The organism is Bacteroidota bacterium (assembly GCA_020161395.1).
GTDB lineage: Bacteria > Bacteroidota > Ignavibacteria > Ignavibacteriales > Ignavibacteriaceae > UTCHB3.
The window spans coordinates 144,505-160,215 of record JAIUOE010000006.1 but is presented as its reverse complement, the minus strand read 5'-3'; the positions used below and the strand labels follow the sequence as shown (position 1 = coordinate 160,215).

General features: G+C 42.6%; 11 protein-coding genes. 7 read left to right on the top strand and 4 right to left on the bottom strand.

Annotated features, from left to right (window positions below):
* Positions 1–23 precede the first annotated feature (23 nt).
* Genes LCH52_11535 through LCH52_11525 form a run of 3 tightly spaced genes read right to left on the bottom strand, consistent with a single transcriptional unit; the run spans position 24 to position 3,182 of the window.
* Complete coding sequence (locus tag LCH52_11535) at positions 24–914, bottom strand: carbon-nitrogen hydrolase (protein MCA0389113.1); 891 nt, start codon at positions 912–914, stop codon at positions 24–26.
* A gap of 51 nt (positions 915–965) precedes the next feature.
* Positions 966–1,868 carry a toxin-antitoxin system YwqK family antitoxin gene (locus tag LCH52_11530; protein MCA0389112.1) on the bottom strand — a complete coding sequence of 301 codons (903 nt, stop codon included), beginning with the start codon at positions 1,866–1,868 and terminating at the stop codon, positions 966–968.
* The gene (locus tag LCH52_11525) at positions 1,869–3,182 is read right to left on the bottom strand and encodes a toxin-antitoxin system YwqK family antitoxin (GenBank protein ID MCA0389111.1); all 1,314 of its coding nucleotides are present in this window, start codon (positions 3,180–3,182) and stop codon (positions 1,869–1,871) included.
* 992 nt (positions 3,183–4,174) lie between these two features.
* On the opposite strand from LCH52_11525, the gene LCH52_11520 reads away from it, so the two are divergent.
* Together LCH52_11520 and LCH52_11515 are read left to right on the top strand one after the other, a co-directional pair.
* Positions 4,175–4,909, top strand: coding sequence for a class I SAM-dependent methyltransferase (locus LCH52_11520; protein MCA0389110.1), 735 nt, complete (start codon positions 4,175–4,177; stop codon positions 4,907–4,909).
* 118 nt (positions 4,910–5,027) lie between these two features.
* Positions 5,028–7,412, top strand: a complete 2,385-nt coding sequence (locus LCH52_11515) for a T9SS type A sorting domain-containing protein (protein MCA0389109.1) — start codon at positions 5,028–5,030, stop codon at positions 7,410–7,412.
* A 298-nt stretch (positions 7,413–7,710) separates the two neighbouring features.
* Here the strand turns inward: LCH52_11515 and LCH52_11510 are convergent, their stop codons facing one another.
* Positions 7,711–7,854 (bottom strand): hypothetical protein, encoded by a 144-nt coding sequence (locus LCH52_11510; GenBank protein ID MCA0389108.1) that lies wholly within the window; start codon positions 7,852–7,854, stop codon positions 7,711–7,713.
* A 1,529-nt stretch (positions 7,855–9,383) separates the two neighbouring features.
* Between LCH52_11510 and LCH52_11505 the strand changes: the two genes are divergently transcribed.
* Genes LCH52_11505 through LCH52_11485 form a run of 5 tightly spaced genes read left to right on the top strand, consistent with a single transcriptional unit; the run spans position 9,384 to position 15,709 of the window.
* Positions 9,384–10,331: a glycosyltransferase family 2 protein gene (locus LCH52_11505; GenBank protein MCA0389107.1), complete on the top strand. Its 948-nt coding sequence runs from the start codon at positions 9,384–9,386 to the stop codon at positions 10,329–10,331.
* 5 nt (positions 10,332–10,336) lie between these two features.
* The gene (locus LCH52_11500; protein MCA0389106.1) at positions 10,337–11,152 is read left to right on the top strand and encodes a class I SAM-dependent methyltransferase; all 816 of its coding nucleotides are present in this window, start codon (positions 10,337–10,339) and stop codon (positions 11,150–11,152) included.
* Between the two features lie 21 nt (positions 11,153–11,173).
* Positions 11,174–13,744: a YfhO family protein gene (locus LCH52_11495; protein ID MCA0389105.1), complete on the top strand. Its 2,571-nt coding sequence runs from the start codon at positions 11,174–11,176 to the stop codon at positions 13,742–13,744.
* Positions 13,734–15,077, top strand: a complete 1,344-nt coding sequence (locus tag LCH52_11490; protein ID MCA0389104.1) for a flippase — start codon at positions 13,734–13,736, stop codon at positions 15,075–15,077. The genes LCH52_11495 and LCH52_11490 overlap by 11 nt, the downstream gene beginning before the upstream one ends.
* Entirely contained in the window at positions 15,050–15,709 is a 660-nt protein-coding gene (locus LCH52_11485) for a class I SAM-dependent methyltransferase (GenBank protein ID MCA0389103.1), read from the top strand. Before LCH52_11490 ends, LCH52_11485 begins: the two co-directional genes overlap by 28 nt.
* Positions 15,710–15,711 lie beyond the last annotated feature (2 nt).

Sequence of the window (15,711 nt, the reverse complement as noted above, 5' to 3'; positions counted from 1 at the left end):
CTTTTTTGATAAGGGATGGTTATTCAATTTTCAAGAAATCTTCTGGTAATATCGCCATAGGCATCTGTTCTCCTGTCACGGAAGAATGGCCAGTTTCTTCTTATGTATTCGATCCTTTCGAGATCAATCTCAGCCACCAAAATCGCTTCCTTGTCCACGGGAGCTTCGGCAATAATGACTCCCTGTGGATCGGCAAGGAAAGATGATCCCCAGAATTGGATCCCGGGTTGTTCGGGAACGGGATGTTCAAATCCAACACGGTTAACCGCTGCCACATAAATTCCATTTGCGATTGCGTGTCCCCTCTGCACCGTCATCCAGGCATCCCTCTGCTGTTTTCCGTGCTCTTCAATTTCATAAGGGTGCCAGCCGATTGCAGTAGGATAAAAAAGAATTGAAGCCCCAAGCATTGAAGTGAGCCTTGCTCCTTCAGGGAACCACTGATCCCAGCATATCAGAGTGCCAACCTTGCCGTATTTTGTTTTGAAGGCTTTAAATCCAAGATCCCCGGGGGTAAAATAGAACTTTTCGTAATAAGCAGGATCATCGGGAATATGCATCTTGCGATAAATCCCCTGCACCTCACCATCATCGTCGATAAACACCAGACTGTTGTGATAAACCCCTGCAGACCTTTTTTCAAATATCGGGACAACAATATAAGTGCCCGTCTCTTTGGCAAGTTTCGTAAATGTTTCAGTTGAAACACCGGGAATTGTCTCCGCCAGATCATAGAGGTCAATATCTTCCTTTTGACAGAAGTATTGCGATCTGTAAATTTCCGGCAGACAGATCACATTCGCCCCTTTGGTTGCAGCTTCTCTTACAGCATCAACTGCATTTTTAACATTATTTTCAAGGTCTTCACCAATTTTTAACTGTAAAAGACCGACATTAAACTTGCTTGAGTTCAACTCTTTCTCCTTCTCAAAATTTCATTTTCAGAGGTAACGGTTTCGCAACAACTAATAAGACTTTTCGGAAATAAGTTTTCCGGCTTCGTCATACTCTTTTGTACTCTTCAAAACCCCTTTTTCATACGAATCAACCGACCAAAGGGTGCCGTTTTCACGGAATATTTTTGAATCTCCATGCAGACGGTTGTTTACCCACGACTGTTCTGTCCAAAGCTTTCCCGACTCATACCATGTCTTTGCAGGACCTTCCTTCAGGCTGTTTTTGAATGTTATCTCACTCAGTTTATTTCCGTTCTCAAACCAGGTGACATGAACTCCCTCGGCTTTGCTTCCGACATAGTTTTTTTCAGCTTTCTTTTTGCCGGATGGATAGTACTCCTTCACCATGCCGTGTATTTTGCTTCCACTGTAGGGGTATTCACCCTGCAGTTCTCCTGTCTCGTAATACCATTTTGTAATCCCTTCCTGCACACCATTTGCATACAGCAACTCACCCTTCAGTACTCCCGTATCATAATACTCGGAGGAAATGCCATCGAGTTTACCGTAAACAAAATTTGACACGGATTTTATTCTCCCGTTCAAATGAAATGAAAGATAACTTCCTGAAAAAACACCGTCTGTGTAGGAGCCCTCTTCCCGGATTCTGCCATCTGCATAAAATGTTGAGAAATTACCGTTTAACTTGTTATTTGAATAGATAAAAGATTCCTTGAGTATGCCTGAAGAATCATAGTTGAAAGCCGGTCCTTCGATGGAGCCGTTTTTCCAGGTCATCACAGATGCAAGAATACCTGTCGGGTAGTATTTTCTTACAACTCCGTCCAGTTTTCCATTGAAATAATTGGCTGTTTCTTTCGGAATACCGTCGGAATATCTCGAAACCTTCTCTCCGTTTTGTGCGAAAACCGGAAGTGAAATTAATAATAAAAAGATGAAATATCTGCTCATTTAATATCCAAATATGTATGTCAAATTGCCTTTGGTATCGTATTCGCGGGCTGTCTTGAGTATTCCGCCTTCATAAAACTCCTCTTTTTTTACCATCCCTTCGGGATAAAACTCCTTCAGGGACCCCTCAAGCTTTCCATCCTTGTAAAATGCCTCCCGCCAAAGAACCCCGTCCTCAAGATATGAAAGCTGTCTGCCGCTGAGAACCCCGTCAAAGTAATTTTCTATGACACGGGTAAGTCCGTTTTTGTGGAATCCCTTGTATTCGCCGTTCAATTTATCATAAAGATAGGTAGCCCTGTATCTAAGTGAACCGTCCTCATCATAAACGAGCATATTTCCGTTTTTTTCACCGTTGGCGTAAACAGCATCAGAGAGAAGTGCACCCGACTTATAAAAATTCTTGACTGAACCTGTAATTTTTCCATTGAAAAGCTCCGCCTCCTCCTGCAGCACTCCATTTTCGTGATACTTATATATCCACCCCGTTAGTTCCCCGCGCGAATAGGTGTTTTCTTCTTTCAGGAACCCGCTCAGATAGTATGACCGGAATTTCCCTTCCCGAAAACCGTTTTTAAGCGGAACTTCGTCCTGCATCACTCCGTTTGGGTAGAAATTCCTTTCAACCCGCTCTTCTTCGGAAAACTTGCCGTCCTTGTCATAACGGATTCTTGATACGAGGAGGTCGGCTTCATAAAGTTCGCGAACTCTTAGTTTCCCCACAATATCATAATAGTATGCATATCCGTGTTTTTTCCCAAACTTGTAATCTGCCATGGCAGACATTTGTCCACCTTCAAAATAGACAATGGTCTTCCCTTCCTGCAGTCCGTTTACGAAAGGTCGCACCACTTCTTTTTTACCGCTTTCATAATATACCGTCGAGACCCCTTCGAGTTTACCGTCCTTGTAATACCACTCGCCCTGAAGTTTGCCGGACTTGTAGTAAGTGAGGACGAGACCCTCCACTTTATCGTTCTGATAGTTTTCCCTCGCCCACAGTTCACCTGTTTCGTAGTACCAAAGTCCCTCACCTTCTCTTTTTCCATTTACATAATTCCAGGTGCGGTTCAGAACGCCGTTTTCGAAGTACCAGTTCGACTTCCCTTTCTCGACTCCGTCCTTGAATACCCACTCTTTCCAAAGAACTCCGGTTGGATAAAACTCATGGAAATAACCGTCAAGTTTTCCGTTCAGGTACTCGCCTTCTGTCTGTATTTTGCCGTTTGGGTAGAGTGTCTTCTTTACCTCCTTTTGGGGCTGTGCCGCAATGAGAAAAGGGAGAAGAGATATCAATAAAAGTATTTTTTGCATCTAATCGGGATTTTTATAAAATAGCCGTGCAAAATAACCATTAATGAGAAGAATATAAATTCATAATTAAATGACTGTAGGAGGGAGTGATCCGGACTGAGGCAGGGTGGCAAAACCAGAACGAAAGGGTATCTGCGAAAAGGCTATAAGCTTTTTTCGTTCATTTAGTTGTTCCTTGGTATTTGGTTACCGGAATTGTAGTTGGAATTGGATATGATGCGGAGGGATACAACCCGTTTTTAAATAAATATATTTTCTGCTTTCAATAAGGTAGAGTGTGCAAAATTCCTTTTTTCCGAAAACTCTGTAAAATTTTTCAAAATTTTGTTTATTACAGATTTTATTCGTAAAATTGAGTTGACAATCTAAATTAATGAAAGGCCCAAACTGGAATCGACTAACCTGTTGAAAACCAATCATTAAAGTTAAAAAGCTGCCTTTTCAAACGAGCATTTTATTTACATTCCCCACAGCCCAATGCTGTCCAAATCTGAATGAAGGTCGCATTAAGTTCGATTCTTGTTATATATTGCCAGTTTTGTCCGTCTTGGGATAAGCTTCTCTATTCCCATATGATCATAGTCTCCCAGAGTGATGTGCATTCCAAGTTCAATCCTTTATCGTCAGTTCGACTTCGAAAATATTAAAATACCATGCTCACCACTTGTACTTATGTTGTAATTCCTTTGCTATAGTTGTTGAATTATGTTTATTGACCAAATTTATTACTGTGTGAGATGGGATTAGCTTTCGTACTTGCTTGTAAAAACTTATGTTTTCCAAGATTCGGCTTCCTTTTTCGATTTTTTTTAGGCTTTTTTCATAACAAAAATCGTTTTTTCGCTTTCCGGGAAGCGTCTTTTTAGTCTTCATCTTTTGGACAGGTTTGGTTTGGACTCCTTTAAGACCGAATATCAGCCTACCCGATTTGCCAGGTCTGAATTAATATTCTTAAATTGTATATTGTTTTTATTTAAATTTTTGGAATTCGTATGAAATCACTTCTTATCAAATTATATTTCATCAGAAAAATCAAGGGTCTCTTCATGAGATTCCGCTTGGATTTCATTTTTAATCCTTTAACCGGAATTGTGTTGTTTGTTTCATATCTTGCGAAGCTTTCCAGATGGAGAGCAGCAAACAAAAACTTGCCATTTAATGATTTTTATAACGGTAGTGTGAAGTATCAGGAAAGATTTAAGCTTCATGACTTTGTCTTCGAGAATCAAAAACTGAACCGGCCAATCGCTTATCTGGAATTTGGTGTGGCAGACGGTATTTCTCTCGAATGGTGGTGCAAGAAGAACAACCACCCTAACTCCGTATTCTATGGTTTTGATACATTCACCGGTCTTCCTGAAGATTTCGGTGTTATCAAAAAAGCCGATTACGACCGATCGGGTGCATTCCCCAATATCAACGATGAAAGAATTACATACATTGCAGGTTTGTTTCAGTCAACCCTCCCTTCCTTTCTTAAAGAATTTCGTTTTGATGACAAGCAGATTGTATTGCATTTGGATGCTGATCTATACTCATCAACTCTTTATGTGATGACAATGCTTGCCCTCCTGCTTAAGCCTGGGGACTTAATTATTTTCGACGAGTTCGGCGTTCCTCTCCATGAGTTTAGAGCTTTTATCGATTTTACGGAAGCATATCCAATAAAATTCAAACCAATTGGTGCCGTGAATAACTATTTGCAGGTTGCGTTCATTATCGAATAATTAAAAAAATATAAATAGTTGGTTAAAAACTGTTGTTTTTAATAACACATCTAATTATGTTGAAATATCATTTTTTTCTTTTTTGAGATGATCACTTTAAAACTTAATGGGAGGTGTTATGAGAAACATCGTTATGTTTCTTTTTATTCTTTTTACAACATGCTATCCACAAGGTTGGATAAGACAAGACAATGGAATTACCGCAGATATTAATTCCGTATACTTCGAGAATGCTTTAGATGGTTTTATAGCAGGTACTTCATGCAAAATTTATAAAACTTCAGACGGTGGTTCATCTTGGATCAGTACCGTCACAGGCCAAAGTGAAACTATAAATGGTCTCAGTTCAAATTCCAAGGGAATTTGGGCGGCAGGCAACAATGCACTCCTTTTGCTTTCTACAGATAACGGTTCCTCATGGGTTCGTCAGAACCTCCCCTCAAATAACAGACTCAATTCGATTGCTTTCTCCGGAAACACAGGATTAATTGCAGCCGACAGTGGCAAAATCTTCAGAACCACCGATGGCGGCGAGTCGTGGGATCTGATCAATCTCCCGTTAGCTGCTTTACGATCGGTTTCCATTAATGGTACCCGGGCGGTTGTAGTTGGAGGCGAGGTTTCACCGAGTCAAACAATGTTTGTTGCGATCTCGACTGATTCCGGGCTGAACTGGCAGGTTGTCTATAACACAAGCAGCTATACCCTGACAAGTGTTCAAATGGTCAGCCAAAGTGTCGTGTACGCGGTTGGAATCCGGGGAACAGTCCTCAAATCAACTGACGGCGGGAATACATGGAGTGGATTGCCTACCTATACCACTCAATGGTTATACGGTCTCCATTTCCTTGATGCGAATAATGGTTATATTTGCGGTGGGAATGTAAATTCCGGCCTCATTCTGAAAACCACTGATGGGGGTACTTCTTTTGAGAATGACATCCCTTCTGGAAGCAAGTGGCTCTATTCAATATATATGCTCAAAGAGACAGAAGGATTCTGTGTTGGTGCTTCAGGAGGAAAGTTGTACCGAAAGACGACCAGTGAATCGACATGGGGTCAACTTGACACCAAAACCCCTTCAACTCTAAATGATGTCTCATTTTATAACGGCTATATCGGACTCTCGGTTGGAGATACGGGTGTGGTGGTTACAACCTCAAATGGTGGTGACTCTTGGAATTTTGCATCGGTTCCAACTTATAACGACTTGAACTCCGTTGACAGATATGACACAGCTGTAGTGGTAGTTGGCGATTCCGGTCTCGTTCTTCGATCGTTCGGGAACGGGGCAATTTGGATGAAAGCAAACTCGCCGGTCGGACCTGATTTACTGGCAGTTGATCTGGTGTCTTCCGGTGTCGGTTATGCCGGCGGACGGAATGGCAGTTTGATAAAAACTCTGGATGGTGGTTTGAGCTGGCAGACTTTGGTTTCACCTACAACCATGCCAATCAGAGGCATCAGTTTTGTTGATGAGTCCGTCGGCTATATTGCCGGAGGTGATTTTGTAGGCGGACCCGAAGGAACAGGATTCCTCTATCGGACTACTGATGGCGGTCAGTCATGGCAATCAATGCTTAGTAACATACCAATAATTAACGCGGTTAACACCGTCGGAAACCTCAAAATCTTTGTAGTGGGTCTGAAAGGCTTCGCTGCTTCCTCACCTAATGGTGGGTTATCATGGAATCTTATGAATCTGAATACACAGCATTGGCTTTACGCCATTGACTTCCTTAATGAAAGCATCGGTTATGTTTCTGGCGGAAATGTGAATACGGGTATGGTTTGGATGACAATTGATGGCGGAGTCTCATGGCTGGAATATTCTTTAGCATCAGCCCAGTGGCTTTACGGTATAGATGTCATACCGACAAAAGTTTATACCTGTGGATTTAAAGGCAAAATGCTCAGAGCAACTGTTGGACTTGTACCTGTTGAACTTACCTCATTCGTCGCAGATGTTTCAGATCAAAATGAAATAGTCCTCTCATGGATCACCCAGACCGAAACAAATAATCTCGGATTCAATATTGAGAGAGACAAAGGAGCCGGTTGGGAGAAGATCGGATTCATCTCAGGTAACGGGACTTCAACCTCTCCGCATGTTTATCAATTTTCTGATCGCGGGATTCGATCTGCAGATGTGACACGTCTTAAGTACAGGCTGGTTCAGATGGATTATGATGGACAAATGAAATATAGTGATGTAATCGAAGTAAATCTACCAGGTACAGAATCCTTCTCTTTACTGCAGAACTACCCGAATCCTTTTAATCCGGAAACCAGTATTAACTTCAGCATTCCCGTAAGGTCTCATGTCAAAATGACGCTTTATGATATTCTTGGAACTAAAATCGCCGAGATTGCTGACCGTGAATATGGTCCCGGATTACACTCTCTTCAGTTTAATGCAACTGACCTCCCGAGTGGAATATATTTCTACGAGATGAAGGCAGGGAACTTTAGAGAAGTGAAAAGAATGAATCTTTTGAAGTAACAGATCCATTCTCTCTCTACATTATTTTAGAATTTCAGTACCACGGGAGCTCCCGGGTACTGAAGTTCTGAATTTCTGAGGATTTGAGGTTCCGGTGTACTGAAGTTCCGAATCTCTCCATCCCCTATTAAAGCCGTCCAAAAGAAAACCAAGTAATCGATAAATATTATAAATAAACATCGCGGACTGACAATATCTAATTAATCCGATTTGGAACCTCACTTTAACCACTCAATCCGGAAAATATAGTAAGCCAGTCCTTGGGTTTTCTCTCCATCCCTCTTAATGGGTTATCCAATCATTGATAAATATCAGACTTCGCAAATTGACAAAATACTATACTCACCATTTGAACATAGGTTGGCATTCCTTTGCTATTATGGTCTGAATTATGCTTTTTGATTGAATTTATTGCGATATGAGACGGGATTAAATTTAGTATTTGCTTGTTAAAAATTAAATTTAATAGGGTTCGCCTTTCTTTTTTTGTAATTTTTTGATTTTTTTACTAATATTGCGTTTTTTCTCTTTCACAGCCAGACTTTGTATTTCTCATCTTTTGGGAAGGCTTGGGGACAGAGGGTCATTTCCCCATTTTCCTTTTCGTCACTAAATCTTTATTTCGTAAATTGTTAGGTTGAATAATTTTTATTTTACATAAAGACAAATTGTAGTAATAACATAGGACACAGATAGTTCGTGGAAAAGGAAAAAGAAGAACAAAAGAATGAATTGCTGAACGAACAGAAACCTGATGCTGCCAAAGAGCAGACTAAAGAGGAAAAGGTTTCAACTGTCAGTGGGGAAGAAAATATTAAGAGTGAAGTAAAGGGTGAAGAAAATATTGGAGCAAAGCTCAACAAAAGAAGTCAGAAAGAGGAGAATGAATCCGCGAAATCAGAAACTCCGGCTCCAAAAGAGATTCCGGTTATTGTTTCAACTGAAAAAGTGATTCTGCAGGAAGAAAACAGCCATGTTTACAGAATAAAACCCCGCACTGAAAGTGATCCTCTCCCGGTGAAAACTGCACCAAAACAGGAGGAAATTCGCGAGATTAAGATGGCACAGAAGAGTGAAGCTCCTGCTGAGGTTTCTGAAACTGTAAAACCGGAAGCACAGCCAAAGGAAGAATCGATTTCTGATTCAAAAGAGACTTCTGCAACAGCGATTGAAAATGAACCTGTAATTGTTCCAAAACCGGAAGTTGAAAAACACGCTGTAATGCGTGGAACAGCTTATGTTGAAACACCGGCTGCTCAGGAAGCACCATCTCCCATGGGAAATGAATTCCCCTTTCAGGAGGAGCTCGATAAGGTCGAGAAGGCTCTCGAAAACAAGGAATCCGTGGAACCGGCTACACCTGCTGCAACTGAAGAGGCAACCCCTGATGAAGAGCCTAAAGTTGCCACAAATCAGAGAAACGACCGCAGACAGGATAACAGAAACCGCTCTGGAAACAACCGCGACAACCTGAGAAATCCTCAACGCAACCAGCCAAGGCAGCCTCTTGAGAAGAAAGAAGTGGTACCCGACCCGACCATCGTGAAACTGAAAGTTGACAAAGGACTGGTAAAAACTCCGATTGAAATCGAAACCTCTGTTACTGCCAAGGAAACACCCGAGAAAAAAGAAGTGGTTCACACCCACGACCGGAAACAACCTGTCAGAAGAGACAACAGGGACAGAGAACCCGTGGTTCGTCAGGACAACAAAGATAAGGAACAACCGGTACAAAAACAGGAGAGAGTCGAACGGGAACCTGTGGTTAGAACCGAAAGAGTTGATCGGGAACCAGTCGCAAGACAGGATAATAAGGAAAAAGAACAGCCTGTCCGCCAGGAACCAAAGGAAAGAGAACCCGTTGTCAGACAGGATAACAGGGATCGCGACAGAACCATGAACAGGAGAAATCCACGGGAACCCTACAGAACCGGACAGCAGCAACAACAACAGCCTCCTCAGAAACCAAGAATGAGAACCACATTTACCAAAATTTCTGTGGTCATCCCCCTTTATAACGAGGACGAGTCACTCATACATCTGGCAAACGAGTTGAAAGCTGTGTTCAGAGATCTGCCTATTCCGGGCGAAGTGATTTTTGTTGATGACGGTTCAACCGACAAGTCACTCAGAATCATCAAAGACATTTGCAGGACTGATCAAAGATTCAAGTATATCAGTTTCCAGCAGAATTTCGGAAAATCCGCCGCTCTTAATGTCGGATTCAAGGCTGCCAAAGGCGATGTAGTTATCACCATGGATGCCGATCTTCAGGATGATCCACACGAGATTCCAAACCTTCTCAAAAAACTTGAAGAAGGTCACGACATGGTCTCGGGATGGAAAAAGAAGAGACATGATCCGTTCATCAAGAAATACACTTCACGGCTCTTTAACTTTGTAACCGCTAAAATGAGTGGAATAAAAATCCATGACTTCAACTGCGGTCTGAAAGCCTACAAAAAAACTGTGGTCGAAAACCTCAATATTTACGGCGAGATGCACCGTTACATACCAATCCTGGCTAAATGGAAAGGTTTTACCGTGACCGAACTCCCCGTAAAACACAGCCCGAGAAAATTCGGCGTCACCAAATTCGGCGCTTCAAGATTCTTCAAAGGATTTGTGGATCTGATCACGGTTACTTTTATCACACGGTACATTAAACGCCCGATGCATCTTTTTGGATTCTTCGGAGCACTCGCTTTTATGTTCGGTTTTGTGATAAATGGCTACCTTTCATATGAATGGCTGTTCGAAAATCAGTCGTTGAGCAACAGACCGTTGCTGCAGCTCGGTATGCTTCTCATGATCGTTGGTGTACAGTTCTTCACAACCGGACTTCTGGGTGAAATGATGGTACACAACTTCCAGACAGAGAAGGAATATTCGATCAAAGATTCAAATGTTCGCGGTTAAGAATCATGCATTACGATCCGGTAAAAAATGTATTCGCAGCCATAATCAAAAAAATCCCTTTCACGAGAGTCTTGTTCTACAAGACTCTCGACCTTATGTTCCTCCGTTCCTGGTATGTAAGAAGAGAACTTAAAAAACTTCGTGACAGTGCCGGAAGCAAACAACTGAACATCTACGATGCCGGAAGTGGCTTCGGCCAGTACACCTGGTTTATGTCGAAAAACATGACCCCCTGCAACATATACTCTGTTGATGTGAAAGAGGAGTGGATGGAAGACTGCCGGCAGTTCTTCAAGAGTGCCGAGGTGAAAAATGTTTCTTTTGGAGTTGAAGATCTCACTAAAATAGCGCATAAGGAAAAATTCGACCTGATTGTCTGCGTTGATGTAATGGAACATATCGCCGATGATGTCACGGTGTTCAAAAACTTCTACAATGCCCTTAAGCCGGGTGGTTTCGTGCTCATCAATTCTCCCTCCATTTACGGCGGAAGTGATGTCCACGAAGACGATGACGAAAGTTTTATCGGAGAACACGCCAGAGACGGCTATTCAAAGGAAGAACTGACTGAAAAGATGTCACCACTGGGATTCGAACTGTATCAGTCAAAATATACCTATGGTTTCTGGGGCGACAAAGCCTGGCGACTCGGTATCAAGTATCCCATGATCATGCTGAATGCATCAAAAGTATTTTTTATACTTCTGCCGTTCTACTATCTTTTTACCCTCCTGCCCGTTCTTTTCATGATGTATGCCGATTATTCATCGGATAACGAAAAGGGCTCGGGTATAAATTACATTGCGACTAAAAAGAAATAAAGTTTCCCAACCGGAGTTTTAATGGCAAAAAAGACACAATCCGTAAAAGAATTACGAAAAAAAGAAAAAGAAATCACAGGCTTCGATCTCGATTCACAGGTACCCGCCAAATACTTGAATGCGGCTGTTATCGGACTTGTGGTCGTTATATTCCTGATCTTCCTTTCCCCTCTCTTTTTTCAGGGAAAGATATTTCAGTCGGGTGATATCATCGCCTCCGAGAGTGCAACTTCCTATCTGCAGAAAGACAGGGAAGGTTTTACTCTTTGGAATCCATATATATTCACGGGTATGCCTGCCTATGCTTTGTCAGTGGGATACACATGGTTTAACCTGATATATGTTGCCCTCACCTCGGTTCGTGAATCGTTTACGGCAATTTTTGGTAATGACTTCGTCCGCTGGGCTTTCTACCTTATAGTTCTCGGGATAACCACCTATTTCCTTATGAGGATGCTCACTAAAAATACGATGGTGAGTCTTTTCACTTCCCTTGCGACTGCCCTGTCGACAGGGCTTGTGGTTTTCCTCTACATCGGACATGTAACCAAACTCACTTCACTTGCGTTTTTCCCGGTAATTTTTCTGATCTTACTGCGAAACCAGCAAAAAATAAGGCTTTTGGACTTTTTTATCCTGACAATAGCCTTGCAGCTAATAGTTCAGGGTTTCCATGTCCAGATAATCTTTTACATTCTCTTTTCAGTCGGGTTGTTTTTCCTTTTCTACCTGATCTGGTCGGTTGTGAAAAAGGAGACAGAACTGCGGAACAACACGCTAAAATCTGCGGGGCTTTTTATTGCCGCATCTCTAATTGCAATTGGCATACAAGCCGACAACCTTACGCAGATTTATGAATATACTCCGCACTCAACCCGCGGAACCACAAGCATTCTCGACAAGTCTTCCCAGGCAGGTGGTGAAGAGGATAAAAGCGGCTCTTCAGAATATTACAAATACCACACCGACTGGTCCTTTTCGCCGGGTGAAGTGATGACTTTTATCATTCCTTCATGGTATGGATTCGGAAACTCCGAACAGATGATTCAGGGACAGAAATACAAAGTGAACACCTACTTTGGACAGATGCCTTTCGTCGATGTGGCGATGTATATGGGAGTTCTTGTCTTCTTCCTCGCCCTGTTTGCCGTCGTAACCAGATGGCGTGAACCCTTTGTTATGTTTCTCGCTATTCTAGCTTTTCTTGCGCTCCTGATATCATTCGGACGAAATCTTCCCATTTTGTTCGATCTGATGTTCTACTTTCTTCCTTACTTCGACAAGTTCAGAGTCCCTTCAATGATTCTTGTTATCCCACAGATGGTGATGCCGGTTCTCGCAGGACTTGGCTTGATGAAGATACTGGAGTTGAAAAATGATAAAAACATCAAATACGAAAAACTTGTTATGGGAATGGCAGGTGTTTCATCTGTGCTTTTCGTCTTCTCACTGCTCGGCAAATCCGGTCTGGTTTCATGGGTTTCGACCCGTTTTGCCATGTCGGAAAAAGCTGCCCAGTACCCAAAAGATGCAATCGCAACAGTGGGTAACCTGGCAGGCGAAATGTTCGCAAATGATGCAATTATCAACTTCCTGATTCTTGCTGTAGCATTCTGGCTTGCATGGTTTTTCCTGAAAAACAAGGTAACCGCCCTTCTTTTCACTTCAGTTGTGGTGATTTTGTGCGTTGCCGACCTTTGGAGAGTCTCTTCAAGGGGTGCTGAGTACACCGATTCCCCTTCAAAGAGTATCGAATTTGCAGAACCTTTCTATGTAAAAGCCATTAAAGATCAAAAGGACGCCCCGACAAATCCCTTCCGGATTCTCAACCTCAAACAGGACGGATCAAAAGGCTCCATTCAAAGCAATGGTAACTTCAATGCCTACTTCCTCCTTGAAGATGTTTATGGCTACTCGGCAATTAAACCAAGAAGATATCAGGACTTCCTCGATATAGTGAAAAGCCCGGCAAACGAGACCTTCCTCAATATGACGGGGACAAAATATATTGTTCTCGATCAGCCCGGAATTCCTTTCGAAGGCTGCGAGGTAATCAATGCCGATACCCAATCCGAGAAAAAAACCTATCTCGTCAAGAACAACAAAGCTCTTCCCCGAGTCTATTTTGTGAACAGAGTCGAGAAGAAAAAACCGGTCGAGTTCCTCGAGATGGTACGGGATAACAAGTTCAATCCCGCAGAAGTTGCGTTTGTTGAAGACAGGGATGTGAAGGTTGACCCCAAGGATTCGACTGTAACCGCAAAGATTACAAAATACACCGATGAGATTCTCGAAGCTGATGTCACCACTTCCGGCAACAATTTCCTCGTATTCAGCACCACCTGGCACAGCAAGGGGTGGAAAGCATACGCCGATGACAAAGAGGTGGAGGTTATAAACGCCAACCACAATTTTATGGGTATTGTCGTTCCAAAAGGGACAAAACACATAAAGTTTGAATATGCCCCTGTCAGTTTCTTCATGGCAAAATATCTTGCCCTTGGTCTGAGCTCCTTTGTTACATTTGGCTTGATAGTCACTTTGATTCTGGGCTGGCTGAAATCGAAGAAAAAGGAAGAGGTTGCAAGCTAACACCAAAATTAATTTCGGATCCGAATCGTTCAGGAAGTATTTCGCAAATACTTCCTGGATGTTCGCCGAAAGGGTGATTAAGCTCCTTCTGAGTTTTTTTATCGGGATTATTCTCGTAAGATATCTCGGTCCCGAACAATTTGGTGTCCTCGCCTACGCAGTCAGTTTTGCCCTCCTTTTTGCAAGCATCGCAAATTTTGGACTTGAAAACATTCTCGTAAGAGAACTCGTCAAGTTCCCCGAAGAACGAAACACAATACTTGGCTCTTCCTTTTTTCTCCGGATAATCGGCTCAACAGGAGTGATACTGATTACTGTTCTTGCAGTTAATCTGAACGGGGAGGACTCTAATACCGCGTTGCTCATCTATCTTGTTTCTGCCGGTACCGTCTTTCAGGCATTTCATGTCATAGAGTTTTATTTCCAGGGAAAAGTTCAGGCAAAATTCTCAGCTTCAGTACAGTCGTCCTCGGCAATTATTGCTTCCCTTCTGCGGCTTTTGCTGATTCTTCTCTCGGGAAGCCTTGCAATGTTCGCCGTGGTTCAGGCTTTCGAACCGATTCTCATCGCAATCGGATTCGTCATTGTCTTCACCTGGCAAAAGGAAAACATCCTGAAGTGGCGTTTCAAAAAGGAAGTGGCTGCCCGCCTTTTCCGTGATGCCTGGCCCCTCATTCTTGCCGGACTTGCAGTCTCCATCTACATTCGTGTAGGCCAGATTTTTATTAAAAACATGCTCAGCAGTGAGCAAAACGGCTATTTTGCTGCCGCCGTCAGACTCTGCGAGGCATGGTATTTTATTCCTATGGCGATTTCGAGTTCCCTCTACCCTGCAATTGTTAATGCAAAGCAGATGAGCGAGGAAGTTTACCGCTCCCGCATGCAGAAGCTTTACGATCTGCTTGCGTTCATTTCAGTTGCAATTGCAATACCGGTTACTTTTCTTTCTGAAGAGATAATCACTCTACTTTTCGGAGTCAAGTTTCTGCCAGCAGCCCCGGTACTCACAATCTATATCTGGGCAGGTGTAGGTACATTTCTTGGGGTTGCAAGTTCGCAGTATCTTGTAACTGAAAACCTTACCAAAGTTTCCTTCATGAGAACCCTGATCGGTCTCATCCTCAATGTAATCCTTAACCTGATTTTTATCCCGATTTGGGGAATCACAGGCTCCGCACTGGCAACATTGATCTCCTATACCGCAGCTACCTTCGGACTTGCATTCCACAGACCTTCGGCTCATCAGGCAGGCATGATGATTAAAGCACTATTAATGATAAATCTATTTAAATTGGCTAAAGAAAAATGGCACTCCCTGTTTCAAAACAAATAAGCACCGTTCTCAAACTTTTTACTGAACCAAAAGTACTCAAAGCTCTCCTTTCATTCAGAGCAATGGGGTACCTTTACGACACAGGCTGGATCAGGTCGCTTATCGCAAAAATGCCCGTTGATGTAAACGGCGAGGCGATTCCCTGGGTAACGCTCAGCTTTTATGAATTCATGAAAACACGGATGAAAAAAGATTTCGATGTTTTTGAATTCGGATCGGGAAATTCCTCCCTCTGGTTTTCAAAAGTGGTGAACACAGTTACCGCAATCGAACATGACGAGGCTTGGTTCAAAAAAATGAATCTCAACCTTCCGAAGAATGTAAAAATCATTCTGTCAAAAGATGACTCCGCCATCTACCCGGGTGAGCTTTTGAAGTATGATTATAAATTTGACATCATCACGGTGGACGCGAACCACAGAAATGAATGTCTTTTCGTTGCTCCCGAACGACTAAAGGAGAAGGGTGTGATTATTCTCGACGATTCCGAACGGGAAGAATACCTCCCCGGGATTAACTTCCTTCTCGGGAAAGGATTCAGGAAAATCGACTTCTACGGCATCGCCTCCGGATTCATTCATCATAAGGCAACTACTGTCTTTTACAAACAGGGTAACTGCCTGGATATCTAAGA